This window comes from Amycolatopsis sp. AA4 (genome assembly GCF_002796545.1).
Lineage (GTDB): Bacteria > Actinomycetota > Actinomycetes > Mycobacteriales > Pseudonocardiaceae > Amycolatopsis.
The window spans coordinates 8,296,851-8,314,538 of the sequence record NZ_CP024894.1 but is presented as its reverse complement, the minus strand read 5'-3'; the positions used below and the strand labels follow the sequence as shown (position 1 = coordinate 8,314,538).

The 17,688-nt window shown below is 68.0% G+C and carries 17 protein-coding genes; 9 read left to right on the top strand and 8 right to left on the bottom strand.

The features are described from left to right. Positions 1-165: 165 nt before the first annotated feature. Genes CU254_RS38530 through CU254_RS38520 form a run of 3 tightly spaced genes read left to right on the top strand, consistent with a single transcriptional unit; the run spans position 166 to position 2,854 of the window. Positions 166-1,083 (top strand): ABC transporter substrate-binding protein, encoded by a 918-nt coding sequence (locus tag CU254_RS38530; protein WP_037716241.1) that lies wholly within the window; start codon positions 166-168, stop codon positions 1,081-1,083. A gap of 41 nt (positions 1,084-1,124) precedes the next feature. After that, entirely contained in the window at positions 1,125-2,084 is a 960-nt protein-coding gene (locus tag CU254_RS38525; protein WP_009085085.1) for an amino acid ABC transporter permease, read from the top strand. After that, on the top strand, positions 2,081-2,854 hold the full coding sequence (locus CU254_RS38520; RefSeq protein ID WP_009085083.1) for an amino acid ABC transporter ATP-binding protein: 774 nt from the start codon (positions 2,081-2,083) through the stop codon (positions 2,852-2,854). The genes CU254_RS38525 and CU254_RS38520 overlap by 4 nt, the downstream gene beginning before the upstream one ends. 44 nt (positions 2,855-2,898) lie before the next feature. Here the strand turns inward: CU254_RS38520 and CU254_RS38515 are convergent, their stop codons facing one another. Genes CU254_RS38515 through CU254_RS38500 form a run of 4 tightly spaced genes read right to left on the bottom strand, consistent with a single transcriptional unit; the run spans position 2,899 to position 6,022 of the window. Further along, positions 2,899-3,642 (bottom strand): ESX secretion-associated protein EspG, encoded by a 744-nt coding sequence (locus CU254_RS38515; protein WP_009085081.1) that lies wholly within the window; start codon positions 3,640-3,642, stop codon positions 2,899-2,901. Positions 3,643-3,663: 21 nt separating this feature from the next. Continuing rightward, on the bottom strand, positions 3,664-4,908 hold the full coding sequence (locus CU254_RS38510) for a hypothetical protein (protein ID WP_009085079.1): 1,245 nt from the start codon (positions 4,906-4,908) through the stop codon (positions 3,664-3,666). A gap of 1 nt (position 4,909) precedes the next feature. Next, positions 4,910-5,515 carry a DUF3558 domain-containing protein gene (locus CU254_RS38505; RefSeq protein ID WP_009085077.1) on the bottom strand — a complete coding sequence of 202 codons (606 nt, stop codon included), beginning with the start codon at positions 5,513-5,515 and terminating at the stop codon, positions 4,910-4,912. Continuing rightward, on the bottom strand, positions 5,516-6,022 hold the full coding sequence (locus tag CU254_RS38500; RefSeq protein WP_009085075.1) for a PE domain-containing protein: 507 nt from the start codon (positions 6,020-6,022) through the stop codon (positions 5,516-5,518). 257 nt (positions 6,023-6,279) lie between these two features. On the opposite strand from CU254_RS38500, the gene CU254_RS38495 reads away from it, so the two are divergent. Continuing rightward, positions 6,280-8,583, top strand: a complete 2,304-nt coding sequence (locus tag CU254_RS38495; RefSeq protein ID WP_037716238.1) for a hypothetical protein — start codon at positions 6,280-6,282, stop codon at positions 8,581-8,583. Between the two features lie 325 nt (positions 8,584-8,908). On the opposite strand, the gene CU254_RS38490 is transcribed toward CU254_RS38495, so the two are convergent. Further along, complete coding sequence (locus tag CU254_RS38490; protein ID WP_009085072.1) at positions 8,909-9,481, bottom strand: hypothetical protein; 573 nt, start codon at positions 9,479-9,481, stop codon at positions 8,909-8,911. Positions 9,482-9,650: 169 nt separating this feature from the next. Between CU254_RS38490 and CU254_RS38485 the strand changes: the two genes are divergently transcribed. From CU254_RS38485 to CU254_RS38475, 3 genes are read left to right on the top strand one after another with little or no spacing between them, the layout of a single operon-like run. After that, positions 9,651-11,480: a thioredoxin-like domain-containing protein gene (locus tag CU254_RS38485; RefSeq protein WP_009085070.1), complete on the top strand. Its 1,830-nt coding sequence runs from the start codon at positions 9,651-9,653 to the stop codon at positions 11,478-11,480. Position 11,481: 1 nt separating this feature from the next. Continuing rightward, a complete protein-coding gene (locus CU254_RS38480) occupies positions 11,482-11,814 on the top strand; it encodes a co-chaperone GroES (protein WP_009085068.1) in 333 nt (110 codons plus the stop codon). Between the two features lie 24 nt (positions 11,815-11,838). Next, positions 11,839-13,677 carry a VanW family protein gene (locus tag CU254_RS38475; protein WP_009085066.1) on the top strand — a complete coding sequence of 613 codons (1,839 nt, stop codon included), beginning with the start codon at positions 11,839-11,841 and terminating at the stop codon, positions 13,675-13,677. Here the strand turns inward: CU254_RS38475 and CU254_RS38470 are convergent. Beyond that, complete coding sequence (locus tag CU254_RS38470; RefSeq protein WP_009085064.1) at positions 13,667-14,008, bottom strand: MmcQ/YjbR family DNA-binding protein; 342 nt, start codon at positions 14,006-14,008, stop codon at positions 13,667-13,669. The genes CU254_RS38475 and CU254_RS38470 overlap by 11 nt on opposite strands. Positions 14,009-14,114: 106 nt before the next feature. After that, the gene (locus tag CU254_RS38465; protein WP_009085061.1) at positions 14,115-15,803 is read right to left on the bottom strand and encodes a bifunctional UDP-sugar hydrolase/5'-nucleotidase; all 1,689 of its coding nucleotides are present in this window, start codon (positions 15,801-15,803) and stop codon (positions 14,115-14,117) included. 169 nt (positions 15,804-15,972) lie between these two features. On the opposite strand from CU254_RS38465, the gene CU254_RS44730 reads away from it, so the two are divergent. Together CU254_RS44730 and CU254_RS38460 are read left to right on the top strand one after the other, a co-directional pair. Further along, the gene (locus CU254_RS44730; RefSeq protein WP_255409791.1) at positions 15,973-16,098 is read left to right on the top strand and encodes a hypothetical protein; all 126 of its coding nucleotides are present in this window, start codon (positions 15,973-15,975) and stop codon (positions 16,096-16,098) included. 103 nt (positions 16,099-16,201) lie between these two features. Then, positions 16,202-16,843 (top strand): VanZ family protein, encoded by a 642-nt coding sequence (locus tag CU254_RS38460; RefSeq protein WP_009085055.1) that lies wholly within the window; start codon positions 16,202-16,204, stop codon positions 16,841-16,843. 183 nt (positions 16,844-17,026) lie between these two features. Here CU254_RS38460 and CU254_RS38455 read toward each other — a convergent pair whose 3' ends face one another. Beyond that, positions 17,027-17,665: a bifunctional 2-polyprenyl-6-hydroxyphenol methylase/3-demethylubiquinol 3-O-methyltransferase UbiG gene (locus CU254_RS38455; protein WP_037716234.1), complete on the bottom strand. Its 639-nt coding sequence runs from the start codon at positions 17,663-17,665 to the stop codon at positions 17,027-17,029. Between the last annotated feature and the right edge of the window lie 23 nt (positions 17,666-17,688).

Here is a 17,688-nt window from a genome sequence, read left to right as displayed (position 1 = left end):
TGACTTACCGCGCCGCACGGCCCGGACACCCGTCTTCCGGTCAAGTCTTGTGCGAAACTTCCCCGTGACGCAGCAGTGCTGTGCATACCCGCTTATGAGTGGCAATATGCCAGCTCTCAGCCCTTGAGAACTACGAGGAGTGACGAAGTGGCCCGAGGACAGCAAATGAAGGCACTCGCCCTTCTCCCCGCTTTCGCGCTGGTCGGCATGACGATGGCGTGCGGCGCGGGCGGCAACGGATCCGGCGGCACCGACGCGGGTTCCAGCCAGGCTCCCGGCGGGACCGAAAGCGCGCCGACCGCGCAGAAGGACGCGGCGCTGGCCGCGCTGGTGCCCGCCGACATCAAGGCCGACGGCAAGATCGTGATCGGGCAGGACCAGACCTACCCGCCGAACGAATTCGTCGAGAACGGCAAGGCGACCGGCTTCGACGTCGACCTCGGCACCGCGGTCGGCCAGGTGCTCGGCGTGCAGACGGAGTTCCAGAACTCGGCGTTCGACGGCATCATTCCCGGTATTTCGGCGAAGAAGTACGAAATGGGCATCTCGTCGTTCACGATCAACGCCGAGCGGATGCAGACCGTCGACATGATCTCGTACTACAGCGCGGGCACCTCGCTCGCGGTGCTCAAGGGCAATCCGGACAAACTGTCGGTGGACGACCTGTGCGGCAAGAACGTGGCCGTGCAGAAGGGCACCACGCAGGTCGACGACCTCGGCAAGCGCAACACCGCGTGCACCAAGGCGGGCAAGCAGCCGATCGACATCACCCAGTTCCAGGCGCAGACCGACGTGAACCTGGCGCTGACCGCGAAGCGCGTGCAGGCCGAACTGGCCGACTCGCCGGTCATCGACTACGCGGTGAAGCAGACCAGCGGTCAGCTGGAGGCCGCCGGCGCGCCGTACGACACCGCGCCGTACGGGATCGTGCTGCCGAAGGGCAGCGGCGACTTCGGCAAGGCGGTGCAGGGCGCCGTGCAGAAGCTGATCGACACCGGCATCTACAAGAAGATCCTGGACAAGTGGGGCTTGTCGGGTTCGGGCGCCATCACCAAGTCGGAGATCAACCCGTCCGCTTCCTGAGAACCGGCCGCTTCCTGAAGAAATCGAGGACGTAGTTACTCGTGTCCACTCCCCCCGGCCCCGCCGATTCCTGGCAGGAGGTCGACACCACCCCGATCAAGGCGGTCCCGGTCCGGCATTACGGACGCTGGATCGCCGGCGTGCTCATCGTGTTCGTCGCGTTCATCGTGATCCGCAGCGTCGTCACGAATTCCGCGTTGCAGTGGCCGGTCGTCGGCGAGTACCTCTTCGACAACCGGATTCTCAACGGCCTGCGGAACACGCTGGTGCTCACGGTGATCTCGATGATCATCGGCATCGTCGGCGGCGTGCTGCTCGCGGTGATGCGACTGTCGCCGAACCTGCTGATGTCGGGTGCCGCGTCGGTGTACATCTGGCTGTTCCGCGGCACGCCGCTGATCACTCAGCTGGTGATCTGGAACTTCCTTGCGCTGGCGTATTCGAAGATCGGCCTGGGCATTCCGTTCGGGCCGACCTTCATCAGCTGGGACACGAACACGCTGATCAACCAGTTCGTCGCCTCGTTGCTGGGCCTCGGCCTCAACGAGGCGGCGTACATGGCGGAAATCGTCCGCGGCGGCATCCAGTCCGTGGACAGCGGACAGCTGGAGGCCGCGTCCGCGCTTGGCATGAGCCGGGGCAAGACGCTGCGCCGGATCATCCTGCCGCAGGCGATGCGGGTGATCATCCCGCCCACCGGCAACGAGACCATCTCGATGCTGAAGACCACCTCGCTGGTCGTCGTCATCGGATACTTCGAGCTGTTCGTGTCGGCACAGACGATTTATTCGCAGAACTACAAGACAGTGCCGCTGCTGATCGTCGCGGCGACGTGGTACCTGTTCATGACGTCGGTGCTGACGGTCGTGCAGTTTTACATCGAGCGGTATTTCGCCCGGGGCACTTCACGGGCGACCGCGCAGAAGAACAAGTGGGGAGCGCGAATGCTGGGCTACCGCTTCGGCCGCGGCGGCGCCGGAGGCGGGGGTGCTGCGCGGTGACTCCTGTTGTTTCCGCACAGAAGGTGTGCAAGAGCTTCGGCTCGCTCGAAGTGCTGAAGGGCATCGACCTGGAAGTGCACGACCGAGAGGTGCTCTGCCTGATCGGCCCGTCCGGCTCCGGCAAGTCCACCCTGCTGCGCTGCATCAACCACCTGGAGAAAATCGACGCGGGCCGGCTGTATGTCGACGGCGTGCTGGTCGGCTACCGCGAACGCGGCGGCCGATTGCACGAGCTGCGGGACAAGGAAGTCGCCGAGCAGCGCAAGAACATCGGCATGGTGTTCCAGCGATTCAACCTGTTCCCGCACATGACGGCTTTGGAAAACGTCATGGAGGCCCCGGTCCAGGTCCGCCGCGAGCCTCGGGCCCAGGTCCGGGAACGGGCGCTGGAACTGCTGGACCGCGTCGGCCTGGCGGACAAGGCGCGGTCCTACCCCGGCCAGCTTTCGGGCGGCCAGCAGCAACGGGTCGCCATCGCGCGAGCACTGGCGATGCAACCGAAGCTGATGCTCTTCGACGAGCCGACGTCCGCTTTGGACCCGGAGCTGGTGGGCGACGTGCTGGGCGTCATGCGCCAGCTCGCCAAGGACGGCATGACGATGGTCGTGGTAACCCACGAAATGCAGTTCGCCCGCGAGGTAGCCGACAAGGTCTTCTTCATGGACGGCGGGGTTGTCGTGGAGTCCGGGGCCCCGGACGAGGTCATCGGGGATCCGAAGCATGAACGAACGAAGGCGTTCTTGGCCCGGGTGCTGAACCCGAACGCTTGAGTTTTTTGCTTGGGGCCGCCCGGAGATTCTCCGGGCGGCCCTTTTTAACGGCGCAGCTCGTTCTCCAGCTGCTGCACCTTCTTCGCCATCTCCTGCGGCCCAGCGCCGGCCAAGCTGATCCATCCGGACTTGTCCACCCCGAACAGGATCCGCCCCTCCTCCATATCCGCCCACCCCGGCGGATTCTCGTTGCGCCGCCGCTTCCCGCGACCGTCCCGGACCGCGACGTACAGCCGTCCGAAGTAGGTGTGCGGCTTCGCCAGCCACTGCAGCACCTGCTTCGCGTCCCGAATACTCGGACTCGTCCGCCCCGACGGCTGGCTGCCGCCTTTAACCAACTTCAGATCCTCGTCGGAACAGTTAAGCGAAAGCACCCGCGCCGCCGGAGCCTCCGGCAGCAACGCGACGAACTCCCGGACCAACGTATCCGCCGAACACGGCGCGATATACAACTTCTGGTTCACCGCAACCACAGTCGCCGCGTCCCGCCCACTCGCGGCGGCCCGCACCGTCCGCTCGCCACGCTCCGATTTGACCCACGAGTAGTACTCGACACCCGGACGCTGCAGCAAATGCATTGTCTCAACGAACTCGTCGCTAAGCCGCCCCCGTTGCAGCAAACCAACAGTGTGCAACTCGCGGTCCGTGTCTGCCGCCAGCTGCCGCCTTTCCTCCGGCGAGTACCACAACGCACCGCGCACCAACGTTGGGTGGATGTCGCCGAGATTCAGCCGCTCCAGCAGCACCTCGAAGGTTTGCAGGCTCAGCTCAACGGGCTTGCGCAGCACCGCTTTCCCTCCCCCATTCCGCTAAGCCCCAATAACCGGCGGCGTCGGCCGATTGCCGTCATAACCCCCGAAAATCGAATCCGGGTCCTCTTCGGACAGCAGGATTTTGCGCTGGTGTTCCTCGTCGTCGGGCCCTTTGCCGCCCTTGCCGCCGCCACCCATGCCACCCATGCCACCCATGCCCGGCTGGCCTTTCGCTCCAGCCGCCCCAGCCCCGCCCACTCCAGGCCGGGCCGCGCCCTCGCCAAACGCTCCCGCGCCGGTACCCGCACCGACACCTCGCGGTCCAGCACCACCGCCTGGGCTGGCTGCGCCACCGGATCCGGACCCGGACCCGCCCGGGCCGAATCCGCCGCCACCGCTAGTGGGCCCGAAGCCGCCAAACCCGCCGACCGGCCCGAACCCACCGTTCGTCCCGCCAGGATTCCCGCCACCAGACACCGAAACCGGCGGCTGCCACGTCGGCGGCGGAGTGGGATCCGCCCAAGCCGCCCGAGTGCTGTCATTCGGCGGCGTCATGGGCGGAGCTACACTCCCGCCGTGGCCAGGCGGCGGCGTCATGGGCGGAACCGCACTCCCGCCGTGGCCGGGCGGCGGAGGAGCCTGCATGCCCGCGGCCCCGGGAGGAGCGGAGTAGGTGCTGGGCCCGCTGCTGTAGTTGTGCGAGGAACCCCCGCCGGCCGAGTGGTGGCCAATGCCGGAGCCGACTCGCCCGGTAGTGGCCCCCGGAGTCTGCTGATCCGGAGTAATGCCAGTCGAGGACACATCCGGATCGTGCGCGGCCGGATAATCCATCGGCATGGTCTGAGTCCGAGGATCGGTGCTCAGCTGGTACTGGCCGTACGCCTCGACATTCTTCTTGGTCTTGTCGTCGAACTCCGCGGCGGCGATCTCGTCGTCGCTCGCTCCGAGCGAAACGTAATCCGAGAGCTTCTGGTCGTCAGGCCTGGTCGGCGCGACCGGGACAACTGCGTTCTTCACGTAGTTGAACGCCGCTGACTGTTCCGCGATGGACTTCTGCATCGAGTCCATCTTTTCCGCGGCGATGTGGGACGTGGCGATCAACGGGGCGAGTCCGGCCTTGCCGGTCTCGGCGGCCTGTCCTTTCCAGAAGGAATTGAGCGCCGCTTGGCTTTCGGTGAGCTTGGTGGCTACCTCGTGATGAATGGATTTGAGTTCACCGCAGCCACCGCCCATCGCGTCCAGGCCGGTCGTGTCGCCCGGGTTGTGGAGCTGGTTGAAGATGTCATGACCGGTGAGCACCACGTCAACCTGCCTTCAACCGGGTGATCTCGGCGGCAGCAAGCTTCTCCGCCAGCCCGCACGGGTCGGCTACCACGGGGCTTCCCGAGCGCAACTGGGTGTTGACGGTGTAGGTGAGGTCGTCGCGCACCCCTACCGCCAGCGCGCACGATCCGGTCCCCTCGTCGCCTTTGCTGTAGACAACCGACGGATAGCCCAGAATCGGCGCGTGCGGCTTGAAAGTGGTCAGCCGCCCGGCTTGGTTTTCCAAGTAAAGGCTGTTGAGGCCGCGCTTGTTGCCCGAGAAGAAACCAGCACTGACGTTGCCTCCGTTTCCGTCGAACGTCCACTGGCAGGATTTGCCCACCATCGACTGGGCGACCGACGTGCCCTTGACCTTGCCGCCCGCCTTTTCCACCTCGGAGGTCGGGAGGGCGGAGCAGGGGTCCGCCTCGTACTGGGCGGTGTTGGTCAACGGCACGGCGACCTTCGGGGCGAGCATGCCTTCTGTCGGCTGCGAACTGGCCGGTGCTGGTGTCGCTTGTCCTCCGGCCGAGCCTCCTCCGCAAGCCGTCAGCAGCAGCGCACCCGCGCCGGCGAGTACGAGTTGGCGGGCGTGACGAATTCGCATTCAGTCGACCTTTCGGGTTCCGCGGAGCGCGTCGATCGCGGCGTGGTCCTGCTTCACGTATGCGGTTCGGATGTCTTTGAGGGTTTGGACATAAGCGTCCAGGTAATCGACCGTGCCCCGGAGAAATTCGTTGTACGCGGTCGTGGCGCGGTCCGCCGCCTGCGAGTATGCCGTCGTAACGCTGTCCGAACCCGGCTGGCCGAGCTGCGCGAACTGAATCGCGATGGTCCGGGCCCTCGAGTACTCGTTGTCCAGGCTGTCCTCGAGCTGCTGGATCACCTTGTCCATCGCCTCCGGGTTGAATTCCCAGCCGCCGTTGGACGCGGCCGCCGCGAAGTCCGCTTTGGCCTGGCCTGACCCGAGCGCGCCGAAATTCGGCGGCGGAGGCGGTGGCGTCGCCGCGTTGGCTCCCGGGACCAGCCCGGATCCGGGCGGCGGAGCGGTCGGCGCCGTCGAGATGATCTGGTTCTGGACGCCCTGCAGCCCGCTGTTCGTTCCGTCTGGCATGTCGTGCCTCCCCGCACGGGCCGCGGTTCCTGGGCGCGGCCTACCCTCTGTTCTTGATCAGCTTCGGCACGTGACCATAGCAGGGACGAACCACCCACGAGGCGCGTTCCGGTTAGATCGCCCAGGCGGTGGAGCAATCCAGTAGCCACCCACACGCACTCGGTAACCCCCGCCAAGCACTACTCCACCCGGCCCCTTGCTCATCCGCCGTTGATCCGATTCCCTGAGGGCCGAACGATCGTGGGGAGAAGGGGCTCGTGCCGACCGATACGACCTTGCCGCCGCTTGATCCGTTTGCCGGGGTTCCCGACAAGCGGTACGAGGTGAAGGCCGCGGACCTGCTCAAACCTGGGACCACCGGCATTCTCCGCTGGAGACGGCAGGCCACCAACGCGCCGATCGTGCTGGTCGAGGACGCCTACATCACCGGCACGCTCGATCTTCGCGCCGGCGACCTCAATTTCCTTTTCCAATTCGAACGCTGCCGGTTCGAGCATCCGCCGGACGTGCGCGAGGCGACGCTTCTCGGGCTTGTTTTCCGGAAATGCTGGCTACCCGGACTCCGGGCCCGAAATTTGCGCAGCCGGAATGATGTACGGCTTATTCGCAGCGTCGTGGAAATCGCGGCGGACGGGTTCGAAATGGAGACGACCACCGTGCAGCGCGGGGACGATCGCGAGCGCGGGATGCCCAACGCGGCCGTCAATCTCACCGACGCGGTGATCGACGGGTCGGTCGTGCTCACCAGGACCACGATCAAGCATCCGCACGGCAAGGCGATTCAGGGCGACCGCCTCGTGATCACCGGTGCGCTGCTGGCCTATCGCATGGTCGCCAAGGGCGAGGTGCGGCTGCCGGGCATGCGGACCGGCGGTAACGTCAACTTTTCCGGGGCCACGTTCGACAATCCGGACGGCTTCGCGTTCAACGGGAACGGCCTGCACATCGGCGGCAGTTTGCTGTGCGAGGTCGACAACTACGGGCCGGCCAGCGAGCGGAAACGGTTCTCCGCCAAGGGAGTCCTCTATCTCCCCAGCGCCACTGTGGACAGTGACATCGTCATGCGCGAGGCGCGGCTTCAGGTCGACCAGCGCGGGCCGATCGCCGTGGACGCGTGGAAATCCGGCGATCCGTACCTCGATCCGCGGCCGGCGTTGGTCGCGGATCGGCTCAAGGTCGACGGCAATCTCGAGTTGTCTGACGGGCTCCGGGCCTTCGGCACGCTTCGCATGGTCAACGCGCGCATCGGCGGTTCGCTCAGGCTTGCGGGCGCGGAAATCACCATGGTGCGCGGCCGCGCGACGCCGTATTACGACCGGGCGCTGCATCTCGACGGGTCCACGATCGGCGGCGACATCGAGGCGACCAACCTTCGCGTGCCGATCGGGCAGTTGCGGCTCGCGGACGTCACGGTCGGCGGCAACTTCCTCGCCTGGAATTCGATGTTCCTCCACCCGGGGCGCGACGTGTTTTCCGCCCGGAGAGCCAAAATCTCCGGGAATTTCCAGCTGACCGACGCCACGCTACAGGGCACCCTGCGGCTGCAAGGCGCGGAAATCGGCGGCAGCGTGAACATGTTCGGCACGTTGCTGACCGAGCCAGGGCAACGGAAATCGAGCAGCTTCTCCCTCGACATCCGGACCGCGCGGATCGGACGCGACCTCGTGCTCACCGAGGACAAGGACCGCCCATTCCTGGCCGAGGGCGGCGTGAACCTCGACGGGGCGCAGATCGCGCGAAGGCTCGACATGCACGGCGCGAAGCTCGGCTCCCTTGCTCCGCACGACATCGCGCTCGACGCCAGCGACGTCACGGCGGACGAGTTCATCCTGTCCCCCGCGGAAGCGCCGACCGGCTCAGTGCGGTTGCGCAGGGCGCATTGCGGTGCGCTGGCCGACAACGAGGAGATCTGGAACGCTACCGACGGCCTGGAACTGGAAGATTTCCGTTACGACGCCCTGAAACACGGCATCGCGCTCGACGACGACAAAGCGTTGGACCACCGGATCGAACTGCTGCGCAAAGCAATGCGCGGCTACCGACCCGGCCCGTACGACCAGCTCGCCGCGACCCTGCGCGCAGCCGGTAACGAGGAGCACGCCTCGACGGTCGCGCTGAGAAAGCAGCAGTTCCGCTACGAAGCGCTCGCCAAGGGCTTCAAGTTCTTCGGCCCCGGCGTCCGGGTATGGAGCTGGCTGCAGCGATCGATGGTCGGCTACGGCTTCCGTCCGGTGCGCGCGCTCGGCTGGCTGCTCACGCTGCTGGTCCTCGGCAGCCTCTGGTTCGGCCTCGGCAAGGACGACTGCGTCAACGACCACACCGGCCGCTACATGACCAGCGGACCTCGTTGCCTGGTCAACCAGCAGGACTCCGGCCTGCAGTGGAATCCGGTCATCTACACCGCCGACCTGCTCGTGCCGATCGTCGACTTCGGCAACAAGTCGCGCTGGTACATGCACGGCGCGGACAACTGGGTGGCGGCCGGGTTCACCGCGTCCGGCTGGGTCCTCGCGACGACCGTCGCGGCGGGTGTCAGCCGGATGCTGCGGAGAGAGTCCTGATCTGTGTTTTTGGCGCCGGCTCCGCCGTCGCGTGCGGGATCGCCTTTAAGTCGGCGGGTCGGGGAGCACCGCGCCCGGCCCGGGGGGCCGTGCACGCTGCTCCCCGACCCGCCGACGCGATCCCGCCGTTGGGGTCAAGTCGGCGTCAGGCCTGGTCTGATCAAAACCGGCCGAAGACCACCACCCAACCCGACCCGAACACGGGATCGCGTCGGCGTCTGGCGGGAGCGGCGTGCGCGGCCCCCGGCCGGGTGCGTCGTTCCCGTCAGACGCCGACTTGAAGGCGATCCCGCCGCGCCGGCGAAGCCGGCGCCAAAGACACAGCTCACTCCACGAAACGCGACCAGAACTCCACGACCCGGACGTTCGCCGGTTCCTCCCCCAGCGGCTCCCCGCCGAACTCGTGCCGCAGGTAACTGCGCAGGTCCCAGCCGTAATAGACCACGTCGGTCTGGTACACCGACAGCACCGGATACCCGGATTCCCCGGCCGCCCCGGGCAGATACCGATGCCCGCACACCGGCACGAGCTGCGGCACCGTCGCCAGCTGCCGTCGCGCGACCGCCAGCGCGTTGCACATCGACCGCGGCCGGGCGCCCCATTCGGGAAGCCACAGGTCGTTGTTCTCCACGTCGTACAGGACGCCGTCGACCGGCCAGTCCAGGCGTTTGCGCAGCTGGTCCGGGTCGCCGTGGCGCCAATCCGGCCAGCGGTCGCCCACCGGCACGCCGGCGGTGAGGAAAATCCGGTGGTCGTCGGAAAACGTGAACCCGAACTGGTCCTCGACGTCGCTCAGTTCGGCGGGCGTGAGGCCAGGCCGCAAGGGCTCGCCGAGATTCTGCTGCAGGACGCGGGCCTCCTCCACGGTGAAGGCTTCGGCCGGCTGAACGTTTGTCATGCCCGAAGCGTACGTAGCGCCCGGCCGCGTCCGCGCGTCCTTTTTCGCCGGAATGAGCTCCCTCGGCGGGGTGAGGTTCTTCTCTCCAGCCGTGGTTGGCGGAACACTGCGTGACCGGATGTAGTTCACTCCTCCCGTGACTTCCTCACCGCAAGCCCGGCAAGCCCGCGTGCGCGCGCCCGAGCTGACCGGCGACGTCTGGCTGAACACGGGCGGCCGCCAGCTGTCCTTGGCGCAACTGCGCGGACGCGTGGTGCTGCTGGATTTCTGGACCAGCGGCTGCATCAACTGCCTGCACGTGCTCGACGAACTGCGTCCGCTGGAACAGGAATTCGCCGACGTCCTGGTCACCGTCGGGGTGCACTCGCCGAAGTTCAGCCGCGAGGGCGAGCGCACGTCGATCGAGGCCGCGGTGCGCCGGTACGAGGTGCACCATCCGGTGGTCAACGACCCGAAGATGGAACTCTGGTCGCAGTACGCCGTGCGGGCCTGGCCGACACTGGTCGTCGTCGACCCCGAGGGCTACGTCGTGCACGTCGCGGCCGGTGAGGGCCACGGCGAGGCGCTACGCCGCGTGATCGCCGACCTCGTCGCCAAGCACGACGCGAAGGGCACGCTCCGGCGCGGCGGCAACCCGTACGTGCCGGTCGAGGAACAGCGCACCGAACTGCGTTTCCCCAGCAAGGCCGTGGTCACCGCGGGCGGGCGGATCCTGGTGGCGGACACCGGACATCACTCCATCGTCGAGTTCGCCTCCGACGGCGAGACCGTCATCCGCCGCTTCGGCAGCGGCGTGCGCGGGACGCAGGACGGGCCGTTCGACCTGGCCCAGTTCGCCGAACCGGCCGGAATCGCCTTGCTGCCCAACGAAGTCGCCGAGCGCGCCGGCTACCACGCGATCGTCGCGGACACCGCCGGGCACCGCCTGCGCGGCCTCGACCTCAACACCGGCGAGGTGAAAACCGTTGCCGGTACCGGGAAACAGTGGCGCGACGGCACCGACACCGGCAAGGCGCTGGACATCGACCTGACCAGCCCGTGGGACGTCACCTGGTGGGCCCCGGCGGGCGGCGTCGTGGTCGCGATGGCCGGAAACCACACGTTGAGCGTGTTCGACCCGGTCTCCGGCACCATCCGCCGGTTCGCCGGCACCACCGTCGAGGGCCTGCGCGACGGCGACGTGCACGAAGCGTTCTTCGCCCAGACCTCCGGATTCGCCGTGGACGGCCAGAAACTGTGGCTCGTCGACGCGGAAACCTCGGCCCTGCGCTGGATCGAACCGGCCGGCGAATCGTTCTCCGTGCACACCGCGGTCGGCACCGACCTGTTCACCTTCGGCCACGCGGACGGCCCGTCCGACCAGGCGTTGCTGCAGCATCCGCTCGGCCTCGCCGTGCTGTCCGACGGCCGGATCGCGATCGCCGACACCTACAACGGCGCGATCCGCCGCTACGACCCGTTCACCCGCGACGTCACGACGCTCGCGACCGGGTTCGCCGAACCGCAGGGCCTGGTGCGCCACGACGGCGAGCTGTACGTCGTCGAGTCGGCGGGCAACCGGGTTACCCCGCTCGGGGGCAATGGCCAGGCGACCGCCGTCGCGGGCAAACGGCAAGCCGTGCGGCGTCCGCCGACCGTGCTCGCTCCCGGCGAGGTCGAGTTCTCCGTCGTCTTCACCCCGCCGCCGGGCGAGAAGCTCGACGAGCGCTACGGGCCCTCGACGCGGCTGGAGATCACCGCGTCGCCGCCGGAGCTGCTCGCCGACGGGGCCGGGGTCGGAACTGATCTCGTTCGGCGGATCAAGTTCGCGCCGGGCGCGACCGAAGGGGTGTTGCAGGTAGTGGCGCAGGCCGCGAGCTGCGACGACGGCGGCGAGCACCCGGCGTGCCGGATCACCCGGCAGGACTGGGGCGTTCCGGTGCGGTTCGAGAACGGAGGGGGGAAGGCGCTGAGCCTGATGATGGCGGGCGAGCCCAAGGCCCCGGCAACCGGTCAGTAGCATGGCTGGCGTGCCGGACACGCCCAAGCTCGAGATCCAGATGCTGCACGACCGCGTTCTCGTGCGGTTGTCGCAGGAGGAAGGCGAGCGCCGCAGCAGCGGCGGCATCGTGATCCCCGCCACCGCGCAAGTCGCGCGCAGGCTGATGTGGGGTGATGTACTGGGTGTCGGCAACAGCGTGCGGAACGTCAAGCAGGGAGACCGGGTTCTGTTCAACCCGGAGGACCAGCTCGAGGTCGAGATCCAGGGCGAAGGCCATCTGGTGATGCGCGAACGCGACATCCACGCGGTGGCCACGGAGCGGACCGAACACGGCACGGGGCTGTACCTGTAGCTCCCGTACCAGGGGAGGCAGGCGTTGCGTGAAGAAGACCGTTCGTCGGCTTTCGCCGACGACCTGCTGAGCGACGAGCTGCTGAACGACCCCGCCCTGGTCAGCGAACCCGATCTGGCCACGGAGATCTTCGCCGTCGCCGACGCGCCCCCGCCGCCGGACACGCCGTTGCGCCGCTTGCGCAAACGCGTCGGCCGCAGCTTCATGATCGTCGGCTGCCTGCTCGGGCTGTTCGTGCTGCTCTACACCGTCGACCTGATGACCAGCGCCGGCGACGTCCCGCGCGGCGTGCAGGTGGCCGGGGTCGACGTCGGCGGCCTGTCGTACGCCGAGGCGGAAGCCAAGCTGCACACCGAACTCCAGCCGCGGCTGACCCGTCCGGTGCCGATCCACGCCGGGGACGTCACCGCGACGCTGGTCCCCGCGGATTCCGGACTCGGCCTCGACTGGCCGGGCACCCTCGCCCAAGCCGGGCACCAGCCGTGGAGCCCGGTCACGCGTCTGCTGTCGTTCTTCACCACCCGCGAGGTCGGCGTCGTGACACGCAGCGATCAGCTCGAGGTGACCGACGCCGTTCAGCAGCTCGCCGGGAAGCAGCTCAACCATCCGCTGGTCGAGGGCAGCATCGGGTTCACGCCGAAGGAAGGGAACGGGGTCGCCGCGTACGCGGTCGAGCCGCGGCAGGGCCAGGAGTTGACCGATGTACCGGCCGCGGTGCAAGCCGTGGTGGCGGACTGGCTTTCGCCGCGCGGAGTCACGCTGAAGATGGCGGTGACGCCGGCCAAAACCACCTCCGCCGACGTGCACCGGCTGCTGGACACCGTGGTCGCGCCCGCGGTCGCCGCGCCGGTGGTGCTGCACGGCGAGGGCAAGGACGCCACGCTGCCGCCGTCCGCGATCGCGTCCTCGTTCCAGTTCCAGCCCAACGGGGGCGGCGGTCTCGAACTGCGGATCGACCAGGAGAAGCTGCGCGCGGCTGTCCAGCCGGACCTGGCGTCCACCGAGGCGGACAGCAAGGACGCGCGGATCACCCTCGACTCCGGCACCCCAGCCGTCATCCCGTCCGAGGACGGGCGAAAGATCAACTGGGCCAACACTTTCCAGACCCTCACCCAGGTGCTCGCGAAGCCGACCGGCCGCGATCTGCAGGTCGCCTACGACCCGAAACACCCGACCCTGACCACCGACGGCGCGAACGCGCTCGGCGTCAAGGAGGTCATCGGCGAGTACACCACCGGCGGGCTCAGCGGTCCGGCGGCGGACAACGTCGCCACGCTCGCCGGGCGCATCAACGGCGTCGTCGTGAAGCCGGGGGAATCGTTCAGCCTCAACGACTATCGCGGCGGCGGTTACGCGTCCGCGCCGGTCGACGAGGACGGCACCGGTCCGGCGGTGCCCGGCGGCGGACTGTCGCAGCTTTCGTCCACTTTGTACAACGCGGCTTACCTGGCCGGGCTGGGCGACGGCGGCCACGCGGCACACGACCACTTCGTCAACCGCTATCCGGCCGGTCGGGACGCGGTCGCCGTGGACAGTTCCGGCAACGCGGTGGATCTCAAGCTGGGCAACAACGATCCGACCGGATTCGCGATCCAGGCGAGCGCCAGCGGTGGCTCGGTGACGGTGAAGATCTGGGGCACCAAGCACTTCCGCGTCGAAGGCCGCAGCGGTGCGCCGTCGAACCAGGTGCCGCCGCCAGTGCAGTTCGGGCCTGGTCCGGACGGCCAGTGCCACGCGTCGCCGGGCGCGTCCGGGTTCACCGTCAACGACACCCGGGTGTTCTACGACCTGGCCAGCGGCGGCGAGGTCCGGGAGGAAAGCCGCAGCACGACGTATTCGCCGCAGCCGATCGTCATGTGCTGAGCCGGGCCGGGGCTTTCGCCCGCCAGGACTCGGTGAGCAGTTCCCGCAGTTGCTGCGGATCGACGCGGTCGAGGTGCACGAGGATCGAGCCGTGGCCGTCGTAGTGCGGCGTGGTGAAGAAGGCCGGATCGCCGGACGCGAGCAGCGCGGCCTTCTCGTCGAGCCCGACGAACAGCACCAGCCCGCCTTCGGCCTCGGTGCGCAGCCGGGCGTAACCCTTGCCCGCGACCTTCAGCGCGGGCGTCCGGTACCAGGTCGCCACCTCGGTTTCCGGCAGCTCCTCCTGTGCCCACGCGGTCACGTCGTCCCAGGTCATCGTCATGCCGACCATCCTCCCCCGCCGTCTCACCCTTGTCTTGGACAAACGAGAGCCCGAAAGCCGTGAGGGGAACCCTGAGGGACTCTGAGTCCCGCAGGGTTCCCCTCACGGACCTTGCTTACGGAGTCGCGGTGATCCGGTCCGCGGGCGGCGGAGCGATGCCCGGATGCGCGCCGAGGTAGGCGATGAACGCGTCCAGGTCCACCGGCCCGCCCGCCAGGTCGGTGCCCTTCTTGAACTCGGTGAACCCGTCCCCGCCCGCGGCGAGGAAGTTGTTCACCGACACGCGGTACTTGGCCGCCGGGTCGACCGGCGTGCCGTTGACCGTGATGTTCGAAACCCGCGAGCCGACCGGGGCCCCCGCCGAGTACGTGTAGTGCAGCGACTTCGAGATCTGCAGGATCTTGGTGCCGCCGGACTGGCCCCACTGCTGTTCCAGCACGTTCTTCAGGTTCGCGCCGGTGAGCGTGATCGTCTGCATGATGTTCGAGAACGGCTGCACGGTGAACGCCTCGCCGTAGGTGACGACTCCGTCGCCTTCGCCGGCCGACGACGATTTGTACGTCAGGTCAGCGCGGATGCCGCCCGGGTTCGTCATCGCGATCACCGCGTTGTTGGACTTGGTCGCCTCGAGTTGCGCGTCGGCGATCACGTCGCCGAGCGGCGATTCGCCGGACGGCCCGCCCGCCGCGGGCAGGTCCGCGGTGATGGTGCCGACCTGCTTGTTCGCGATCGGCGCGGCCTTCGTCTTGGCCTCGTCGACGAGCTTCGTCACGGCCGGGTCCGGCGTGACGTCGCGGGTGACGATCTCGTTGTGCGCCTTGGTCTGCGAGCGGACCACGTCGCGCGTGCGGCGGTCGATCTTCAGGTCCACCACCGAAAGCAGCCGGCCGAACGACGCGCCCTGGATCACCGGACGCGGCTGGCCCGCCGGATCGTTGACGACGCAGTTGTACTGCTGGTGGCTGTGCGCGGTGAAGATCGCGTCGACCTTCGGGGTCACGTTCTTCGCGATGGTCGCGGCGGCGCCGTCCGGCTGGACCTTGCAGTCGTTCGGACCCGCGCCGGGCAGCGCTTCGTCACCCTGGTGCAGCAGCACGACCTGGGCCTTCACACCGAGCCGGTCGAGGATGTTCGCGGTGCGGTTGATCGCCTCGACCTCGTCGCCGAACTTGAGGCCCTTGATGGCTTCCGGCGTCACGACCGACGGCAGGTCCTTGAGCGTCGCGCCGATGACGCCGATCGGGACGCCGCCGGAGTACTGGATGCTGAACGGCAGCAGCGCGGGCAGCCCGTTGTCGAAGTACACATTGGACCCGAGCAGCGGGAAGCGCGCGCCGTCGTAGCTCTTGCGGAACTGGCAGCCGTCGGTCTTGTTGCAGCCGCCGAACTGCATGCGCAGCAGTTCCTGGTAGCCCTCGTCGAACTCGTGGTTGCCCACCACGGACGCCTTGACGCCGAGTTCGTTGAGGAAGTCCATGGTCGGTTCGTCGTGGAACAGCGCCGAGATCACCGGCGACGCGCCGATGTTGTCGCCCGAGGACAGCACCATCGAGTTGCGCACCTGCGCCTCGAGCTGTTTGACGTGCGTCGCGAGGTAGGCCGCGCCGCCCGCGTCCACCTTGGACCCGTCCGGCAGCGTGATCCGCCCGCTGGAGCCGGACGGCGGTTCGAGGTTCCCGTGCAGGTCGTTGAACGCGATGATCCGGACGTCGGTGGTCTGTGCGGCCTCGGCGGGCGCGCTCGTGACGGCCACGGTGGCCAATGCGGCCGCGGCGGTGGCCGCGAGCCGGGTGAAGAGCTTCATGTTTCCTCCGGTGTTCGCGCCCGCCTGACCCCTGATGCGGACGCCCGGCGAAGCAGTCTGCCCAAATCGGACGGTCCTGACCAGGGCAGAACGGCCGGAGCCGGAGGAAATTTCGGTAACGTTCGCCCGCCCGGCGCCGATCCGTGCGTTAGGTGCCGAGGGAGATGAAATGGAATTGCAGCTCGTCGTGCTGACGCTCGCTGTAGTGCTTTTGCTGATCGCCGGCACCGTCTTCGCCGCCTGGCGCTCGGAGCGGGTCGACCGCGACGACGAACCGCCTTCGCGCGACGGCTGACCGATCGGTCGGCGAGCACTCGGCCATCTGGCCGATCCCCGCCCCGCTGCCTCGGGCTCTTCGACCGAAGTGCGCGCGCGGGAAGATCAATAGCGTTTTCGGTATGACGAACGCACAGGTCACCGCCCTGCAGTACGGGTTCATCGGGTTTCTCGCCGTCTGGGCGACGATCCTGATCCCGCAGCTCGTGCTCCAGTTCGCGCGCCACGGCCGCCTGCGGTTGCGCAGCCTGGTGACCACCGCGGCGGTCGTCTTCTACGCGTGCATGGCGCTGGCGGTCGTCCTCCTCCCGCTGCCCGGCCCGCACAGCAGGCGGCTGGAGCAGACGGTGCAGCTGGAGCCGTTCCAGTGGATCGCGGACATCCACACCGAACTGGTGAAACACGGTTTGCCGGCGACGGATTGGTTCGCCACCCAGACGTTCCAGCAGGCCGCGATGAACGTGCTGCTGTTCGTCCCGCTCGGCTTCTTCGCCCGCGTCCTGTGGCGCCGCGGCCTGGTGGGCGCGCTGGCGATCGGCTTCGCGGCCTCACTGGCCGTCGAGATCACCCAGCTCACGGCGAACTTCGGGACCGCGCCGTTCGTCTACCGGATTTTCGACGTCGACGACCTCATGACCAACACCTTCGGCTCCGGTCTGGGCTGGCTGGCCGGCGCGCTGCTGCTCGCTCTCCGGCCGGTCTCTTCAACCCTCCGCGTGGAGCCTGCCCGGAGCGAGCGGATCGACCTCGCCAAGACGCGCTAACCGGGCCCGCCTCGCGATCGCGGCTTGGCGCGCCGCGCGGCGGTCTTCCAGGATCACGATCACGGAGGCGATGGCGATGATCAGTGCTACCAGGCCGAGCACTAGCCACAGTTGCATGTGCTCTCCTCATCGACGCCGTTGTGCGAGAGATCACACAGGCTACCGAGCGGGGCGGCGCGTTGGCTACCCCGCGTTCGAAGGTCGTGCGGAGAACCAGTCCCGCTCAGCGGTAACCCAGCGCTCGAACCTCAGCCCGGCTTGCTCCAACGCCGGTTCGAGGGCGAAGTTTTCGCAGGTGAAGGACTGTTTCCAGGTCTGGTCGCCGAGGGAGTAGACGACCGTGGCGGAGAGCCGGTCGCCGTCCCGGCGGACGCCTTCGACGGCGATGCGCACTTCGCCCAGCCGGCCGCCCGAGCCGTCGGCGACCTGATCGAACCAGGCGGGCGGATGCCATTCGACCAGCAGTTGCCCGCCGGGCGCCAGATGCCGCCGCGCCGCCGCCAGCAGCGCCTGCCGGTCCGGCCCGTTCACCAGGTGGCTGCCGAGCACGACGACCGGGAACTGCCGGTCCAGCCGAAGCTCGTCGATCCGCGCGCAGACGGTCTCCGCGCCCGTGACGTGCGCGAGCATCTCCGCCGATTCGTCGACCGCGACCACCGGATGTCCGAGTGCGAGCAGCGGATGCGTCACGCGGCCCGATCCGCAGCCGAGTTCGAGCACCGCGGCGCCCGCCGGGATCGCTCCGTGAATCACCTCCGGCTCGCCAGCGGAGGGCAGCGCGAGATACAGGTCGACCGGGCATCCGTCAGGAGTCACGCTCATGCCCGCCACCCTGCCGGGAAACT